A 16,938-nucleotide genomic window follows, 5' to 3' on the forward strand; every position below is an offset into this window, starting at 1 on the left:
GCTCAGTGGCCTCCTTCGTGCGAGCCGCCGGTGGGCTTGGCGGCAGCGAGGGCGGGATTGGGATTGCGCAGACGGATGAGGTGGGCGGTGCGAGGCTTGGTGCCCAGCTCGTTCAGCAGCTTGTAGGCGCGCTCGTCGTTGTGGTGCTTCGTCACCTGGGCGTTGGGATCGCTCAGGGTGCCGAACACGATGGCCTCGGTGGGGCACGTCTGCTGGCAGGCGGTCTGCAGCTCCTTCTCGAAGATGGGCCGCTTCTCCACGCGCGCCTTGATGCGGACGCGCTCGATGCGCTGCACGCAGTAGGTGCACTTCTCCATGACGCCGCGGTTGCGCACCGTGACGTCCGGGTTCATCTGCATCTTCTGCGTGGGCGTCTTGTCCGCCGTGTAGTGCAGGTAGTTGAAGCGGCGCACCTTGTACGGGCAGTTGTTGGAGCAGTACCGCGTGCCGACGCAGCGGTTGTACACCATGTCGTTGAGGCCCTCGTCCGAGTGGACGGTGGCGTTCACCGGGCACACGTACTCGCAGGGCGCCTTCTCGCAGTGCACGCAGGCGACCGGCTGCATGACCATCTCCGGGTCGTGCAGCTCCTGGCCGGAGAAGTACCGGTCGATGCGCAGCCACTGCATCTCGCGGCTGCGGGAGACCTGCTCCTTGCCCACGACGGGGATGTTGTTCTCCGACTGGCAGGCCACCACGCACGCGGCGCAGCCGGTGCAGCGGGCGAGGTCAATGGCCATCGCCCACTTGTAGTCCTCATACTTGAAATCCGGCATGAGGTTGGCCTTCTCGACGTCGCCGCGAACGCGGAACAGCAAGGGGCTCGCGTTCTTCTTCTCCTGCTCCTGCTCGTGCCGGAACTGCTCCACCGGCATGTCCAGGGCGATGGGGCGGCCCTCGGTGCGCCAGTGGCTCTGGGTGAGGGCGAACTTGTGCGTGGCCTTCACCTTCTCCAGCTTGGCACCACCCTCGAACCAGGGCGCGTCCACGCTGCGCACGAGGTTGGCGTTGAAGCCCACCTCCTTGGCCACCGTCTCGAACAGACCCGTGCGGCCGTAGCCCAGCGGGAGGACGACCACCCCATCGGCGATGCCGGGGATGATCCACACCGGAACCTCGAGCGAGCCGGTGCGCGTGGTGAGCTTGACCTTGTCACCGGGCTGCAACTTCTCCGCCTCGGCGGTGGCCGGGCTGACGTAGGCCGCGTTGTCCCAGGTGATCTTCGAGATGGGGTCCGGCAGCTCCTGCAGCCAGGACATGTTGGCGAACTGGCCGTCGAAGACCTTGTAGTCCGTGACGAAGTTCACCTCGAGGCCGCCGGAAGCGGGCGGGGTGTAGCCCTCCACCACGGCGCGGGCGGCGTCCGGGTTGGGCGCGGCGGTGACGGCGGGCGAGGCCGTGTCCGGCACGATGCCCACGGACACCCACGTCTCCCAGGCCGTCTCGAAGTCCGCGATGGCGGCGGAGCGGCCGCGCCAGAAGTCGCGGATGATCTGGTAGCTGCTGCGGTACGGCTCACCCAGGAAGAGGGCGAGCAGCTCCGAGGTGGGCACGCCGTTGTAGAGCGGCTGGATGAGCGGCTGCACGACGGTGACCGTGCCATCGGCGGAGCGGCCATCGCTCCAGGCCTCCAGCTCGTGCGCGGCCGGGATGAACCAGTCGGCGTACGCGCTCGTCTCGTCCTCGAAGAGCGAGGTGTAGACGACGGTGACCTTGTTGCGGTTGGGGTTCTCCGGGCTCAGCGCCTTGCGCAGCCCCAGGTCCGCCGGGGTGCTGTAGACGGGGTTCCAGGAGGTGATGACGAGCACGTCCACGCCACCGTTGTTCAGCTCCTCCACCAGCGGGCGGAGGCCGGAGGCCTGGGTGTTCTCGGTGACCACCGGGGCCACGTAGCGGACCGTCTGGCCCACGTTGTCGAGCGCCGCGTTGATGGCGGCGGCCAGGGCGTGCACCGCGGCGGGCTGACGCTCACCGGCCACCACCAGGCTGCGGCCAGCGGAGCCGCGCAGGTCGGCGGCGACGGCGTCCACCCACTTCTGGTGGGCGGCGTTCAGCTGGGCCTTCGCGGAGGCGGCGGCACCCAGACCCGCGGCCGTTCCACCCACGCGCGAGGCGATGGCGGCGGCGATGGCGAGCACTTCCTGGGACTTCGCGCGCAGACGGTGGTCCGCCATGCCGCCGGTGAGGCTGTAGCGCGGCTCGGCGACGTAGAGGCGGTTGAGGCTGCCCTCGGCCGGGTCACGCCGGCGGGCGAAGGCACGGGCGTAGGCGAGGTTGGCCGGACGGCTCTCCAGGAAGTCGGCGTCGAGCGAGACGACGATGTTCGCCTTCGTGAAGTCGTACACCGGGGTGGCCGGCGTGCCGAACACCGCGTTGGTGCCCTCGTTGGCCGGATCCTGGGTGACGGACGTGTAGGTGACGAACTTCGCGTTGGGCAGGCGCGACTGGATGCGCGCGCGCAGATCGCCGTGCACCGGGGAGGCGTTGGGCTCGGTGAGGAAGCGCACGCGCGCTCCACCGTTCTCCTGCGCCGCCTTGGCGATGAACGTGCCGATGTCCTCACCGAAGGTGCGCAGCGAGCGCGGCTCCTTGCGGTAGCGCAGCACGCGGGCGCGCTGGGGATCGTACAGGGAGAGCAGGAAGGCCTGCTCGAAGGTACCGGCGGCGCCCAGGTTGACGGGGTGCTGCGGGTTGCCCTCCACCTTGATGGGGCGGCCCTCACGCGCGGTGATGAGCAGACCGGAGGTGTGGCCCCCGAACGTCATGCCCGAGGCGTAGTGCAGGGGATTGCCCGGCACCATCTCGGGAGGCGTGCGGGTGTAGGGCACCATGCGCTCGTCCACCGGACGGGTGGAGCAGGCGGTGGCGCCGGCCAGGGCCAGCGAGGCGCCCAGCAGCTGCATGAACTCGCGGCGGGCCACGCCGGTGGGCGCCAGGTCCGCGCCCACGGGGAACTCGGGGCGGGTCTCCTCGAGGTACTCGGGCTGGCCGAGCCTCTCCTCGAGGCTGCGCCAGTACGTCTTTCCGTAGGCGCCCTCGGACTGCACGGAGTGCGCGGCGGCGTGATCGAGCGCCTCACCCACGACGTCGTTGTGGTCGTGGTCGTGAGCGGCCTCGGCCTTGTCGGAGACGACCGGCAGGGCGAAGGAAGTAGGGGTGTCCTTCATGGGGGCTCCGTCGAGCTTGGACTTCAGCGGTGGCATGTGGTGCAGCTCGTGCGCGAGTGAACGTCGTACTGTTCAGCCAGCGCGTCGGCGAGCTGGGCGGCCTCCTCGTGCTTCTCGGGCGGCTGCCAGGTCATGCTGGTGATGAACTCCTGCGGACGCAGGTTGGGCTTCGGGTTGCGGTGGCAGTCCAGGCACCACTGCATGGTGAGCGGCTGGTACTGCTCGATGGCGGCCATCTGGTCCACGCGGCCGTGGCAGGTGACGCAGCCGACACCCTTGGCCACGTGGATGGCGTGGTTGAAGTAGACGAAGTCGGGCAGGTTGTGGACGCGCACCCAGGGGATGGGCTGGTCCGTGAAGTACGCCTGCCGCACCAGCGTCAGGTACGGGCTCTTGTTCCACACCTGCGCGTGACACGACATGCACACGGTGGTGGAGGGGATGCCCGCCGACGGCGACTTCTCCACGGAGAAGTGGCAGTAGCGGCAGTCGATCTGCTCGTCACCGGCGTGGTGCCGGTGATCGAACTCGATCGGCTGCTCGATGGGCCGGTTCTGGTTGGTGACGAACGGGGAACGCACGTACGCCATCAGACCGCCCAGCGCGATCGCGGGGATTGCAAGAAGCGCCGCGGCCGAGGCTCGCGACACCGTGTTCGTCCAGCGTGGGAAGAGAGGACCGCTCATATCCAGGACCGGGGGCTAGTCAATTGGGGCAGCTCCAGAGGACGCGACCGGGAGGACGGTGCGGCCGGACCGGAGGTGGCACGGGAAGACTGGAACAAGAAGCTCATGCACGGCGTTGCTGTGGCTGCGACGGCTCCTGCCCTGACAGGAGACATGCGGACACGCCCGACCCCATCCGACTGAAGATGTGCGGTGGGTGGGGTCCCTCCTCCTTGTCCCCTCCCAACGCGGCGCGCGACCATCGAGCATCATTATCCGGGTGTCAACCTTTCTCTGTCCGCGAGCGGCGGGATACCACGGACCCGCCGCGTTGTGGCGCGGGTGGAAACTTGCCCGGATGATGTTCTCTTCTACGAGATGGAAGGGGGCTTGAACTCGAGGCCGCTCACGCGTCGTTCGGATCACGCCAGCGCTCGCGGCGGCGCTCCAGAAGTCGGTCCACCAACTGCCGGACCCGGGGATCGCGATCAAAGTGGCGATCATGCCGGCTGCCCTTGCCCTGGTTGCAGCGGGCACACGCCAGGCCGAGGTTCTCCAACGCGTCGGTGCCGCCGTGCACCCGGGGGATGATGTGCTCGATGGTGGCGCGGCTGATGGGCTCGCCGTCCAGGCTGATGGCCAGGAACGTGTTGCAGTGCAAGCACTTTCCGAGCCACACCTCGCGCCCGCGGTGGTCGGTGCGCTCGAAGGTGGCGTCGGTGGCCACGATCTCGAGGATGCGGCGGCGCTTGGAGGTGCTCACACCTCTTCTAATAGATGGAAGGGGCGCCGGGTGCCATGGGGGGTGGGGGTGGAGCGAGCATTCCGCCCATGCAAGGAAAGACGGTGGTCATCACCGGGGCGTCCTCGGGAATCGGTGAGGAGCTGGCGGTGGCGCTCGCGGAGCGCGGGGCGCAGCTGGTGCTCGCGGCCCGGAGCGAAGCGGAGCTGGAGCGGGTGAAGCAGCGCTGCGAGCAGGCGGGAGGCCGGGCGGTGGTGGTCCCCACGGACGTGGGTGACCCGGAGGCCTGCCGGAGCCTGGTGGCGCGCGCCGTGGAGGCGTTCGGCGGCATCGACTGCTTCGTGAACAACGCCGGGATGGCGATGCGGGGCCGTTTCGAGGATGTGACGGACCTCTCCATCTTCGAGCGCCTCATGCGGGTGAACTACCTGGGGGCGGTCTACTGCACGCACGCGGCGCTCCCGCACCTGAAGACGCGCAAGGGCCTGCTCGTCGCCATCTCCTCGCTGACGGGCAAGAACGGCGCGCCCACCCGCAGCGGCTATGCCGCGACCAAGCACGCCATGCAGGGGTTCTTCGACTCGCTGCGCATCGAGCTGAGCGGCACCGGCGTGGACGTGCTCGTCGTGTCACCGGGGTTCGTCACCTCCAACATCCGCTCGCGGGCACTCGGCCCGGATGGCTCGGCGGGCCACACGGACATCGCCGAGGAGAAGGGCAACCGGGTGATGGACACGCGCACCTGCGCGGAGCTCATCCTGCGCGCCATGGAGCGCCGCGAGCGCGACCTGGTGATGGTGCCCGCCGCGAAGCTGATGCTGGCCATCAAGGCGATTGCGCCGGGCGTCATCGATCGGATCGCCTCGCGGATGCTGAAACAGGTCAAGCCCTGACGCCAGTGGCGAGCAGGTCCTCGCGCAGACGCGTGAGCACCTTTCCGAGCAGGTTCTGACCCCGCCACGTCGCGGGGTCCTGGATGCGCGGGTCCTCCTCCGAGAGACCCACGCCCCAGATGCGGTCCATCGGGCTGGCCTCCACCAGCTCGGTGCCCTTCGTGGCCAGCAGCGCCGCGAGCAGCTCCGCGTTCTGCGTGAACTTGGCGTGGCTGCCCTCATAGACGATGCGCTCGCGCTCGCGCTCCCACACCGCGCCGTCGAAACCGCGCACCTTGCGCCCCAGTGCCTTGTGCTGCTTGGGCGTCTTCGCCTCCAGGATGCGCGCCGCCATCTCCTCGTCCCCGAAGAGCACCGCCTTGCCGTGCATCATGTACTGCTCGGCACACGTGAAGCGCACACCCTCCACCACGAACTCCGACGGGTGCCACTGCGAGAAGGGGGACTGGTTCCGCCAGAAGAAGGTGAACCTGCGCTGTGCGTCGCTCATGAGGGACCCTCGCATGGTTGGTGTTATATGAACACCAAGTCTGACGGGGCAAGCTCTCGTCCCTGACAGCGCACCTGGGGCTTCAAGAGGTGGGCGGCCGGTAGGACACGCTGGTGATGGTGTACTCCATGGCGCCTCGGGGACGCTCCACCCGGACGGACTCGCCCGGCTCCTTGCCGAGGAGGGCCCGCGCCAGGGGCGACTCGACACTGAGGCGGCCCGCCTTCACGTCCGCCTCGTCCGGGCCGACGATGCGGTACGCCGTCTCTTCTCCCTCCTCGCCCTCGAGCGTCACCCACGCGCCGAAGTAGACGTGCTCCTCGTCGGGGTGCTCCGAGTCCACCACCTTGATCTCCTCCAGGGTGGTGGCCAGTTGCCGCGTCCGGCGTGCCCAGTCAGGAGGGCGCGCACTACTGTGGAGCGCCGTCAGCGCCGTGAGCTCCTCCTGCAGGGCCCGGTAGCCCTCGGGCGTGATGTACCGCTTCTCGCCGGTCGTCGAGCGGGGCCTCGGGGGCAGCAGTACGTCCTCTCCGCCCGTATCTTCCTTCGTGAAGGCCTTCGACATGTTGCTCCCTTCCGGATGCTCGGCATCCTGCCTGGGGACTCATGGCTTGTCCCATGGGACAGGGGCCCTTGTGGGCATGCTCGGGCACACCGACATTCAGACAACCATGGGACTCTCTCAACTCATCGAACGTCATCGGCAGGAGGTCATCGTCCGCTGGAAGGAAATGGTGCGCACGCTCAGTGACGCGCGGCACCTCTCCGAGGAGAGCCTCGAGAACCACGTTCCGGACCTGCTCGACTGGCTTGTCGTGCGGCTGCGCGATCGCGATGCGGCCGATGTCTACGGCAGCCAGATGCTTTCCCGGGTGCATGCCTTCCAGCGCGTCGGAGATGACTTCGACCTCGTGGAGGTGCTCGCGGAGCTCGCCGTGCTCCGGGACGTGCTGCTGGGCGTCTGGGCGGAGCAACCAGGCGAGGCCTCGCCCGCCGAGGTCATCCAACTCAACCGCGACCTGGATGACGTCGTGGCCGTCTGCACGACGGAGTTCGCCCGGCAGATCCTCGCCAAATACGGAGCCCCTCGGGAGGCCACGCAGGCCATGGGGCCGTGAGTCCTTCCGGCCGCTCTCCTGGCCGCCCTCCAGTCCAGGGAGCGGGGAATGCCGCGTGTGCGAGGGATGCCGACGATTGCCCGGGAAGAAAACCGGGAGGCGCAGGCACATGGCGAGGAAGACGTTGAGGGGCATCCGGGTGGGCGTGCTGGCCGCGGATGGTTTCGAACAGGTGGAGCTCACCATCCCCGTGAAGGCGCTGCGCAAGCGCGGTGCCCAGGTGGACATCATCTCCCTGCACAAGGGACACATCCGGGGCATGAATCTGATGTGGCCGGGCAAGAAGGTCCGCGTGGACGAGACGGTGGACAAGGTCCGCCCCAGGGACTTCGACGCGCTGCTCATCCCCGGTGGCTTCGTCAACCCGGACAAGCTCCGCCAGAGCGAGGAGGTGCTCGACTTCGTCCGCGAGTTCGACCGCCACGGCCGGCCCATCGCGACGTTGTGTCATGGCCCCTCGGTGCTCGTGTCCGCGGGCCTGGCCAGTGGACGCAAGCTGGCCTCGTGGCCCGGTATCAAGGACGACCTGCGCAACGCGGGCGCCCAGTGGATGGATGAGCCCGGCGTCCGCGACGACCGCTGGTTCTCCAGCCGCAGTCCCCTCGACATGCGCCACTTCATCAAGGGCATGGTGTCGCTCTTCGATGAGTATGCCCCGCGCAACCACCCCGTGGAGAAGCGCTCGCACTGGGGCCGCTGGCTGTTCGCCGGCCTGCTGGGGCTGGTGGCCATCCGCCCGGCCCGTGCTGCCCTCGCGCGCTAGCGGCAAGGCTGGCAGGGCTCATCGGGGGCGGCTACCGTCCGCTCCCATGTGGAAGATGACGACACTCGAGCAGAGAGCCCGCGAGGAGGGCACGCCCGTCATCGACGGAGAGACGGCCACGTTCGTGTGGCGCGGGCGCAAGCCCGTGTCCGTGGCGGGGGACTTCCTGGATTGGTCGGGTGAGCCCATCCCCCTGAAGGAGGTGGCTCCGGGGCTGTGGACGCACACGCTGACGCTGCCGCGCGACTCGTATGTGGAGTACGCGTTCCTGGACGCGAAGGGCCGGCGGGTGAGGGATCCGCTCAACGAGCGCCTCACCTCCAACGGCTTCGGGGACTTCAACCACTACTTCCACATGCCCGAGTCGCGGCCCACGCCCCTCGCGCTGCGGCAGCGTGGCGTGCCGCGCGGCACCGTCACCCGCCACCTGGTGGAGACGCATGAGTTCTGCGTGGGCTCCCAGCGCGCCGTCCACCTCTATGCGCCTCCCACCTCCGAGCCCTGCCCGCTGGTCGTGGTGTTCGACGGGCCGGACTACCTGCGCCGCTCGAAGCTTCCCTCCATCGTGGACAACCTCGTCGCCCAGGGCCGCATCCGTCCCATCGCGCTGGCCATGGTGGCCAACGGTGGCCCCGCTCGCACCGTCGAGTACACGTGCAGCGAGGCCACCGTGGTCTTCCTGCTCGACAAGGTCCTGCCGCTCGCCCGCTGTGAGCTGAACCTCCTGGATGAGACGCGCGAGCCCGGTGTCCATGGTGTCCTCGGCTCGTCGCTGGGAGGGTTGATCTCCCTGTACACGGGACTGCGTGCCCCGCACGTCTTTGGCCGTGTGCTCTCGCAGTCGGGCGCTTTCAGCGTGTGGAACCGTGACTTCGTGGTGTTCGACCTGGCTCGCAATGCTTCGTCCCGGCCGCTCGATGTGTGGATGGACTGCGGCCACTTCGAGGCGCTCGTCGAGGGCAATGAGCGCATGCTCCCCGTGCTCCGTTCCTCCGGGCACCGCGCCGAGTACCGCGAGTATCATGGGGGGCACAACTACTCGGCCTGGCGTGACAACGTGTGGCGTGGCCTGGAGTGGTTGTTCGGCACCGGGAAGCAGGGCCGTCGCGAGGAGTGAGACGCTCGCTCGGACAGGGGCCGAGGCGACGGTCTTGTCAAGCCGGGCCGGTGGGACGGCATCGGGCTCCCGTGGCCCTTTCCCCGCCCGGGAATAACGGGGACAATCCATCGGTGATGGGGTGACCGTCTGGAACACCCTCACCCCAGCCCTCTCCCAGAGGGAGAGGGGGCCTACACAGAGGAACGTGATGAACGCTCAGGAGCGCAAGGCGGCCTACCGCCAACGCGCGGAGAAGGGCGAGGCGGTCCCCGTCTCGGTCGTGCTCCCCGCCGACCTCGACACCCCGCTGTCCGCCTACCTCAAGCTCGGTGGCGCGCGAGGTTTCATCCTCGAGTCCTGCCACGGTGGCGAGCGCTTCGGCCGCTACAGCCACATCGGCACCGCACCCTCCGGCCGGCTCCGGCTCGACCGCACCGGCGGCACCCTCTGGCGCGGCGACCAGCAGCAGCGTTTCGAGGGTGCTCCGCTCGACGTCCTCCGCTCCGTCTGGCGCGACCACGCCGTGGCCAAGCTCCCCGGTGAGCCTCCGTTCGTCGGCGGCCTCGTGGGCTACCTCGGCTACAACTGCATGTCCTGGTTCGAGCGCCATGTGCCCGACCGGCACTCCAGCGACACTTCCTTCCCCGACTCCGAGTGGCTGCTGTGCGATGAGTTCGTCACCCACGACTCGCGCACCCAGACGCTGCATGCCACCGCCATCGCCCGGCCCAACCGTCATGGCAGTGCCGCCCAGGCGCTCGCCGACGCCGAGGCCCGCGCCGAGGCCCTCGCCGCGCGGCTGCTGCGCCCGCTGCCCGTGGATGCCTATGTCCCCCATCCGCCCATGCGCGGCGAGGCGGAGATCTCCGTCAACTGGGACCGCGCCGGCTACGAGGCCGCCGTCGAGCGCGTGAAGGAGTACATCCGCGCGGGTGACTGCATGCAGGTGGTGCTCGCCCGCCGCTTCGAGGCCCGGGGGGCGCCGCCGCCTCTCTCGTTGTACCGGGCGCTGCGCCGTATCAACCCCTCGCCGTACCTCTTCCACATCGAGCTGGGCGAGGCGCGCGCGCTGGTGGGCGCCTCCCCGGAGCTGCTGGTGCAGGTGCGTGATGGGGATGTCGTGGTGCGCCCCATCGCCGGCACTCGGCGCCGCGGTGCCTCCGATGCCGAGGACCAGGCCCTGGAGAAGGAGCTGCTCGCCGACGAGAAGGAGCGCGCCGAGCACATGATGCTGGTGGACCTGGGCCGCAACGATGTGGGCCGCGTGGCGGCTCCAGGCTCGGTGCGCGTCGAGGACCTGATGATCATCGAGCGCTACAGCCACGTGATGCACATCGTCTCGCAGGTGCGCGGCAAGCTCGACGCGAAGTACGACGCGCTCGACGCGCTGGCGTACACCTTCCCGGCGGGCACGGTGTCCGGGGCTCCGAAGATTCGCGCGATGCAGATCATCGACGAGCTGGAGCCCACGCGCCGTGGCCCCTACGCGGGCGCGGTGGGCTACCTGTCCTTCTGCGGCGCGCTGGACCTGGCCATCGCCCTGCGCACCTTCTACATCGACGGGGACCGCACGCTGTGGGAGGCGGGCGCGGGACTCGTGGCGGACTCGGTGCCCTCGAAGGAAGCGGACGAGACGGAGGCCAAGGCACGGGTGCTCGCCACGGCCCTGAAGCAGGCGCGTGAGGGAGGTGTGCGGTGATCCTCGTCATCGACAACTACGACTCGTTCACCTTCAACCTCGTGCAACTGCTGTACACGCTGGGTGCCGAGGTGAAGGTGGTGCGCAACGATGAGATCGACGCCGCGGGCGTGGCGGCATCGGGCGCCTCGCACCTGGTGGTGTCGCCGGGGCCGTGCACGCCGCACGAGGCCGGGGTGAGCATGGCGGCCATCCGTGGCGCGAAGGTGCCGGTGCTGGGCGTGTGCCTGGGCCACCAGTCCATCGGGGCCGTGTTCGGCGGCAACGTGGTGCGGGCGCCCGAGCCGGTGCACGGCAAGACGGCGTCCATCCGCCACGAGGGCCGGAGCATCTTCGAGGGCATGCCGGCGGGCTTCCAGGCGGCGCGCTACCACTCGTTGGTGGTGGACGCGGGAACGCTGCCGGCGGAGCTGGAGGCGACGGCGTGGACGCCGGACGGGCTCATCATGGGCCTGCGGCACCGGGAGCTGCCGGTGGTGGGCGTGCAGTTCCATCCGGAGAGCGTCCTCACGCCCGAGGGCCCCCGGCTGGTGCGCAACTTCCTCGATGGGAAGCTGTAGTCGAAGGCCCTCTGTAGACAATAGACAGGCAATAGACAGACCCACGCCCCCTCTCCCTCGCCCTCCGGGAGAGGGTCGGGGTGAGGGTGCCGGAGGTCCCGGGTTGGCTCCGTGCAGCCGGTTTCGCGGGTTCACGCGCGCAGGAAGAACGCGGTAGTCATCGCCACGTTGAAGGCCGTGATGCCGAGGCGGAGCCGAGCCGGTGGGATGCCTCGGCCCACGCGCGCACCCGCATAACCACCCGCCACCGCCGCCAGCGCCATCAGCAGCGTCTCGGCCCACCAGACCTTTCCCGCGATGACGAAACACGCAACGGCCACCGTGTTCGTCGCCCCGACGAGCAGTGTCTTGGCCGCGTTCATCGCCTGGAGATCGTTGACGCCGAAGAGACTCCAGGCCGCCATCATCATGAGTCCGACGGCACCTCCGAAATAGCCGCCGTAGATGGCGAGAACGAACTGTCCCCCGAGCAGCAATGCCGGCCCGATCCGGATGAACCGCCGGAGCACCGCGCCCGCCTGCCGGCCGAAGGCGAAGGCCAGCGTGCCGAGCAGCAGCAGCCAGGGAATCACCGCGTTGAAGGTGCTCTGAGGCGTCAGGAGGAGCAGCAGGGCTCCCGTGAGCCCGCCGGCGAGGCTCACCGGGAGCAGCGCCTTCACCGAGACTCCCTCGAAGCTCCTGAAGTCGTCACGGTAGGCCCAGGCACTGGCGAAGCTGCCCGGGAACAGCGCGACGGTGCTCGACGCGTTGGCGGCGACCGGGGGCACGCCGCTCCAGACGAGCGCGGGGAAGGTGACGAACGAGCCGCCACCGGCGACCGCGTTCATCGCGCCGGCCAGGAAGCTGGCGGTAGCCAACAGCAAAGGAGATCCCATGCGCCCAGATTGAGGGTGCTGGCGAGGCCGGACAATCTGGGATTGGCTGAGGCTGCCTTCGTCCCAGACGAAGGCTGGCGCACTGGCATGCTCCGAGGAACCGATGATGCGTTTCGATCTGACCGACTTGCGATTGTTCCTCCACGTGGCCGAAGCCGGGAGCATCACGGGAGGAGCCCAGCGGAGCCATCTCGCCCTGGCCTCCGCGAGCGCTCGCATCCGCGGCATGGAAGAGGAACTCGGTGTCCCGCTGCTGGAGCGGGAGCGGCGCGGGGTCCGCCCGACTCCGGCGGGACGCGCGCTGGTCCATCATGCGCGCACCGTGCTGGAGCAGCTCGAGCGGATGCGGGGGGAGCTCGGCGAGTATGCCCACGGCTTGAAGGGCCACGTCCGCCTCATGTCCAACACCTCCGCGTTGACCGAGTTCCTCCCGGAGGCGCTGAGCTCCTTCCTGGCGGAGCACCCGAACGTCAACATCGACCTGGAGGAGCGGCTCAGCTACGAGATCGTCCAGGCCGTGGCCGAGGGACGGGTGGATATGGGCATCGTCTCCGATTCCGTCGGCCTCACGGGTCTCGAGACCTTTCCGTTCCGCGTGGATCAGCTCGTGGTCGTCACGGCGCGAGCGCATCCCCTGGCGGCCCGCCGGGAGCTGCGCTTCGCCGAGGTGCTGGAGCATGACTTCGTCGGGCTGGCCTCGGGGAGCGCGCTCCAGGACTACCTGTCCGAGCACGCGGCACGCGCCGGGCGCCGGTTGAAGCTCCGGGTCCGTCTGCGTGGCTTCGATGCGATCTGCCGGATGGTCGAGCGCGGCATCGGCATCGGCGTGGTGCCCGCGACCGCCGCCCGCAGATGTCAGAAGTCCATGGCGATCCGCGGACTCCGGTTGACGGATGCCTGGGCCCGGCGCCAGCTCACCCTCTGTGTGCGCCGGTTCGCCGAGTTGCCGCTCCATGCGCGGCAACTGCTCCAACACCTGAGCGCGTCCGCCTGAGGCCCAGGTGTGGCCCTCTCAAGGGGGCGCCACCTCGCGGAAGGGCAGCACCCAGCCGTGCACGCTGTCCCACGGTCCCACCGTGGCCAGGTTCACCGTGGGATCCACGAGCCGCTGGCGGGGCCGTCCATTGAGGCTCGCGAAGGCGTCCACGCGCACTTCCACTCCCGGGTGTCCCTGCTCGGCGAAGTGGCGCGCCAGGTAGTGCGCGAACGTCAGCAGCATGTCCGGCTGTGTGGCCATCATCTTCACCTGGTAGGGCGAGAGGTGCTGGCTCGGGGACACCACCCACCGTTTCCCCGTGGCGGGCTCGTTCACGCGGAACTCGGCCATCCCGTCCTTCTCCATCAGCATCACGTTCCACGAGAAGCGGTAGCCCTCCTCCGTCCACATCACGTCGCCCGGGTAGAGCAGATGCCGCAACGGCAGGAGGAACTGCACTCCCAGGAAGGCCACCGCCAGCGCGGGTCCGAGCCAGGAGTTCCTCGAGGGCAACGTGGGGGACTCGGGCTCTCGGTCCTTCACCGGCTCGCGCCGCAGCCAGCTCGCGAGCCGCCGGGGCCAGTCCGGCGGGAAGAAGAGCAGGGCTCCCGCCATCATCAGCCACGGGAACATGCCGATGGGGAAGAGCATCCGCGTGATGACGTGGAAGCCCACCACCGCCGCGTACGCGAGCCACCGCGTCCGCTTCCACAGCAGCGCGGGCACCACGCACAGGTCGAAAACCGCTCCGGCGATGCTGAAGGCCTGGGGCGCCCACGGTTGCTCGAAGAGCCGGCCGAGCACCGGCAGGTCCGTGCTCGCCGAGAGCCAGATCTTCATCGGCTGCGCGTGGATGAGCCAGTCACTCTTCAGCTTCGCCACCCCGCCGAAGAAGTACACGAGCCCCACCTGCGCTCGCATCAGCCACAGCCACCACGCGGGCACGTGGCTCCGCCCCTTCATGTCCAACGGGAGCGCGACCAGCAACAGCCCCGCCAGGGAGATGAAGTAGTAATGGTTGAGATAGTACGTCTTGTCGATCAGGTGCGCGTACGTGAACGTGAGCAGGAACGTGAGTGCGCTCGCCCGGTACGCGATTCCCAGCGTGATGCCCAGCGCTCCCAGCCCCATCAGCGCGAAGTGGATGTACATGCCCACGCCCGGCCACGGGCGGATCCACTCCAGCCCCGCGTACGGAAACAGCACCTTGGGGGCGAGGTAGTGCTCGTGGATCCACCCGTACGCGAAGAACCTCGCGACGGCGGCCATCATCAGCAGCCCGAAGATGACCCGGTACGCCACCAGCGAGGAGGGGTCCACGGGGGCGAAGAGGGTGGCGGTGAGACGCTGGTGGAAGGCGCGGAGGGAGAACCCGGGGCCCGTGGCACCCTCACCCCCGCCCCTCTCCCGGAGGGCGAGGGGAGTGACTGGGGCGAGGGGAGTGTGCTCAGTCTCCATCGTTGTCGGTGAACTTGAGCGTCACGCCCAGGTTGGACACGACCTCGGAGGCCAGGGTGGCTCGCAGCGTCGACAGGGCCGCCCGGGCCGCTTCCACCGACTCGCGGTCGTTGGTCAGCGCCGTGCGCAGCGGGGGCGGAATCGCCTCCAGCGCCGAGCGCACCGCCGCCAGGTCTCCACGCACCGTCGCGTCCGCTTGCTTGTTGCTCGCGGCCATCACCTTCGAGAGCCCTCCGTTCCCATTCGCCCCCAGCCAGACGCGCTCCATCCCGAGCACCGCGTTCCCCAGGTCCGCCAGCGAGTTGTCGCTGCGCCGTGCCTCCTCCAGCTCGGGGCGCACCGTGCCTCCCGTCTCGAAGCCGAGCGGCTTCGACAGCTTCAACTCCATCACCTCCACGCAGGCGATGAGCCGGTTGACCGCCGTGTCCACCGCATCCTTCTGCGTGGTGTAGGGGCTTCCCTCGTTGCCCGCCTTGCTCAACTGATCGACGTAGTTGCCCTGCTCCGGCTCCCAGGCGGTGCGCGCCGCCGTGGCGAGCTTGTGCACCTCGGCCCCAAGCGCCTTCAAGTACGCCCGGCGCCGAGCCCCCGCGCTCCCATCCTCCGTGGCCGCCGCGTCGAAGAGCAGGTACTCGATGGCGAGCAGTCCCTTGCGGTTCGCTCCCTGCTCCGCGAGGAAGCTCTCCGTGAACTCCACGTTCCCCGCGAGCAGGTTGTCGATGCCCGTGGTGGACGGCACCTGGTTCACCGCGGCCGACGTGTGCTGCTCCTCCGCGGGACCGAAGCGGAATGCCTCCTGCCGCAGCCATGCCGCACGCGCCTCCCTCCAGGCGGATTTCGCCTGCGTGAGCGTGGTCTCCGTGGGCGTGGCCTCCAGCGCCGCGAGGGCTCCGGCCAGCGTCTCGGCGCGCGTGTCGAAGTCCCGGTACGCGGGGAGGGCCACGTCCCCGGCCAGCTCCTTCAGGAAGGCCAAGCGCAGGGCAGTGCCCTGGGAATCGCCGCAGCTCGCCATGGCGAGCGATAGCAGCAGGGTGGGGGCAATCAATCGGCGCAGGATGGGGCTCACAGCGACTCCAGGAAGCGCAGCAGCGCGGTACGATCGTTCACGGTCAGGTCGCGGAAGCGCTCCCTCGAGCGCTCGGCCTCGCCACCGTGCCAGAGAATGGCCTCCTCCAGCGAGCGGGCCCGGCCATCGTGCAGGAAGCGCGTGTGGCGGTTGACCGTCTCCACCAGCCCGATTCCCCACAGCGGCGGCGTGCGCCACTCGCTCCCCGTGGCCTCGAAGTCCGGGCGGCCATCGGCCAGCTCCGGTCCCATGTCGTGCAGCAGCAGGTCCGTGTACGGGAAGATGACCTGCTTCGACAGCTCCGGCGCGTCCTCCACCGTGCCCGTCTCATGGCGCGGCACGTGGCACTTCGCGCAGTCGAGCTCCCGGAAGAGCCGCCGCCCGCGCAGCACCTCGGGCTCGTTCACGTCCCGGCGCGCGGGCACGGCCAGCATCCGCGTGTAGAACGTCACCTGCTCCAGCTTCTCGGCCTCCAGCTCGGGCGCTCCCCCCGAGAGCGAGTCATGACACCCCGTCTGCGGGGGAGGGCAGTTCTCCGATGGGAACAGGTCCGAGGTGATACCGATGTCTCCCTGGAAGGCGCCCGCGTTCTGCTGGCGCAGGGAGGGCTGGTTGGCCTTCCATCCGAAGCGGCCCACACGCGGCTCGCCGTGCTCCACGTCCCAGACGTGGTTGATGCGGCCGGAGATGCCATCGCCGTCCTTGTCCTCCGGATCCGCGAGCGCCTCCAGCGCCGCGTCCGGAATGGCCTCCAGCAGGCCGAGCCCCACCATCACCGGCGCCACCCGCGGGCTCATCATCAGCTCCGGGTGCACGGGGCCGAAGGCCAGGTTCGTGAGCGTGTAGTGGGGCTCCTCCAATGAGTACGCCGTTCCGTCCGCGTACCGGCCCTCGCGCAACGAGTGCGTGAGGGTCACCTCGCCCTCCTCGGGCACGCCGAGGATGGACTGCGGCTGGAGCTGTCCACCGTAGGTGGGGTCCCCGAGCGGCTCGCCATGGGCGTCCTGCCCGGGGATGCTCAACCGGAAGAGCAGCGACATCGGCTTCTCGTCCGGTTCGGTCGGGGGCTTGCCGCGCCCGTCCTTGAAGTGACATGCGGCGCACGAGGGTGCGTTGAAGGTGGGACCCAGTCCGTCCAGGCCCGTGGTGGAAGCGGGGGCCGTCACCCAGTTGCGATTGAAGAGCGCGTTGCCGGTGAAGAAGGCATCGCGCCGATCGCCCTGGAGGTTGCGCGCCGCCAGCGTGAAGGCGTTGCGCGTGGTGTCGTGGACGGTGGTGGCACCGCCGGACAGCTCCTCGCCCGGCTCTGGCCCTTCCTCACCGCATGCGCAGGCGAGGAGGAGCAACAGACTGATCGTGCGCCGCAT

At 69.1% G+C, this 16,938-nt stretch carries 16 protein-coding genes; 7 read left to right on the top strand and 9 right to left on the bottom strand.

The genetic code is table 11. The annotated features are described in order from the left end of the window. Positions 1-2: 2 nt before the first annotated feature. From BO221_RS02755 to BO221_RS02765, 3 genes are all read right to left on the bottom strand, one after another. The gene (locus tag BO221_RS02755; protein ID WP_073559434.1) at positions 3-3,194 is read right to left on the bottom strand and encodes a TAT-variant-translocated molybdopterin oxidoreductase; all 3,192 of its coding nucleotides are present in this window, start codon (positions 3,192-3,194) and stop codon (positions 3-5) included. Next, complete coding sequence (locus BO221_RS02760; protein ID WP_073558742.1) at positions 3,191-3,853, bottom strand: cytochrome c3 family protein; 663 nt, start codon at positions 3,851-3,853, stop codon at positions 3,191-3,193. Before BO221_RS02760 ends, BO221_RS02755 begins: the two co-directional genes overlap by 4 nt. Before the next feature lie 385 nt (positions 3,854-4,238). Continuing rightward, entirely contained in the window at positions 4,239-4,595 is a 357-nt protein-coding gene (locus BO221_RS02765; RefSeq protein WP_073558743.1) for an HNH endonuclease, read from the bottom strand. Positions 4,596-4,663: 68 nt separating this feature from the next. Here BO221_RS02765 and BO221_RS02770 point away from each other — a divergent pair, with 68 nt between their 5' ends. Continuing rightward, positions 4,664-5,467 carry an SDR family oxidoreductase gene (locus BO221_RS02770; RefSeq protein ID WP_073559435.1) on the top strand — a complete coding sequence of 268 codons (804 nt, stop codon included), beginning with the start codon at positions 4,664-4,666 and terminating at the stop codon, positions 5,465-5,467. Here the strand turns inward: BO221_RS02770 and BO221_RS02775 are convergent. Continuing rightward, positions 5,457-5,957, bottom strand: coding sequence for an NADAR family protein (locus BO221_RS02775; RefSeq protein WP_073558744.1), 501 nt, complete (start codon positions 5,955-5,957; stop codon positions 5,457-5,459). The two genes, BO221_RS02770 and BO221_RS02775, sit on opposite strands and share 11 nt — an antisense overlap. A gap of 82 nt (positions 5,958-6,039) precedes the next feature. Next, a complete protein-coding gene (locus tag BO221_RS02780) occupies positions 6,040-6,522 on the bottom strand; it encodes a GreA/GreB family elongation factor (RefSeq protein ID WP_073558745.1) in 483 nt (160 codons plus the stop codon). 106 nt (positions 6,523-6,628) lie between these two features. Between BO221_RS02780 and BO221_RS02785 the strand changes: the two genes are divergently transcribed. The 5 genes from BO221_RS02785 (at position 6,629) to BO221_RS02805 (ending at position 11,196) form a co-directional block, all read left to right on the top strand. After that, on the top strand, positions 6,629-7,075 hold the full coding sequence (locus BO221_RS02785) for an RsbRD N-terminal domain-containing protein (RefSeq protein ID WP_158079778.1): 447 nt from the start codon (positions 6,629-6,631) through the stop codon (positions 7,073-7,075). A 109-nt stretch (positions 7,076-7,184) separates the two neighbouring features. After that, entirely contained in the window at positions 7,185-7,838 is a 654-nt protein-coding gene (locus BO221_RS02790; RefSeq protein WP_073558747.1) for a type 1 glutamine amidotransferase domain-containing protein, read from the top strand. Between the two features lie 55 nt (positions 7,839-7,893). Further along, on the top strand, positions 7,894-8,955 hold the full coding sequence (locus BO221_RS02795; protein ID WP_073558748.1) for an alpha/beta hydrolase-fold protein: 1,062 nt from the start codon (positions 7,894-7,896) through the stop codon (positions 8,953-8,955). Positions 8,956-9,145: 190 nt separating this feature from the next. Beyond that, the gene (locus BO221_RS02800; protein ID WP_073558749.1) at positions 9,146-10,636 is read left to right on the top strand and encodes an anthranilate synthase component I family protein; all 1,491 of its coding nucleotides are present in this window, start codon (positions 9,146-9,148) and stop codon (positions 10,634-10,636) included. Further along, entirely contained in the window at positions 10,633-11,196 is a 564-nt protein-coding gene (locus BO221_RS02805) for an aminodeoxychorismate/anthranilate synthase component II (protein ID WP_073558750.1), read from the top strand. The genes BO221_RS02800 and BO221_RS02805 overlap by 4 nt, the downstream gene beginning before the upstream one ends. 131 nt (positions 11,197-11,327) lie before the next feature. On the opposite strand, the gene BO221_RS02810 is transcribed toward BO221_RS02805, so the two are convergent. Beyond that, positions 11,328-12,071 carry a sulfite exporter TauE/SafE family protein gene (locus BO221_RS02810; protein WP_073558751.1) on the bottom strand — a complete coding sequence of 248 codons (744 nt, stop codon included), beginning with the start codon at positions 12,069-12,071 and terminating at the stop codon, positions 11,328-11,330. A gap of 103 nt (positions 12,072-12,174) precedes the next feature. On the opposite strand from BO221_RS02810, the gene BO221_RS02815 reads away from it, so the two are divergent. After that, positions 12,175-13,065 (top strand): LysR substrate-binding domain-containing protein, encoded by an 891-nt coding sequence (locus BO221_RS02815; protein WP_233165589.1) that lies wholly within the window; start codon positions 12,175-12,177, stop codon positions 13,063-13,065. A gap of 18 nt (positions 13,066-13,083) precedes the next feature. Here the strand turns inward: BO221_RS02815 and BO221_RS02820 are convergent, their stop codons facing one another. From BO221_RS02820 to BO221_RS02830, 3 genes are read right to left on the bottom strand one after another with little or no spacing between them, the layout of a single operon-like run. After that, positions 13,084-14,505 (bottom strand): HTTM domain-containing protein, encoded by a 1,422-nt coding sequence (locus tag BO221_RS02820; RefSeq protein ID WP_083680686.1) that lies wholly within the window; start codon positions 14,503-14,505, stop codon positions 13,084-13,086. Further along, positions 14,495-15,571, bottom strand: coding sequence for an imelysin family protein (locus BO221_RS02825; RefSeq protein ID WP_073558752.1), 1,077 nt, complete (start codon positions 15,569-15,571; stop codon positions 14,495-14,497). The genes BO221_RS02820 and BO221_RS02825 overlap by 11 nt, the downstream gene beginning before the upstream one ends. Next, complete coding sequence (locus BO221_RS02830; RefSeq protein WP_073558753.1) at positions 15,568-16,938, bottom strand: di-heme oxidoredictase family protein; 1,371 nt, start codon at positions 16,936-16,938, stop codon at positions 15,568-15,570. The genes BO221_RS02825 and BO221_RS02830 overlap by 4 nt, the downstream gene beginning before the upstream one ends.

The organism is Archangium sp. Cb G35, from assembly GCF_001896145.1.
Classification (GTDB): domain Bacteria; phylum Myxococcota; class Myxococcia; order Myxococcales; family Myxococcaceae; genus Archangium; species Archangium violaceum.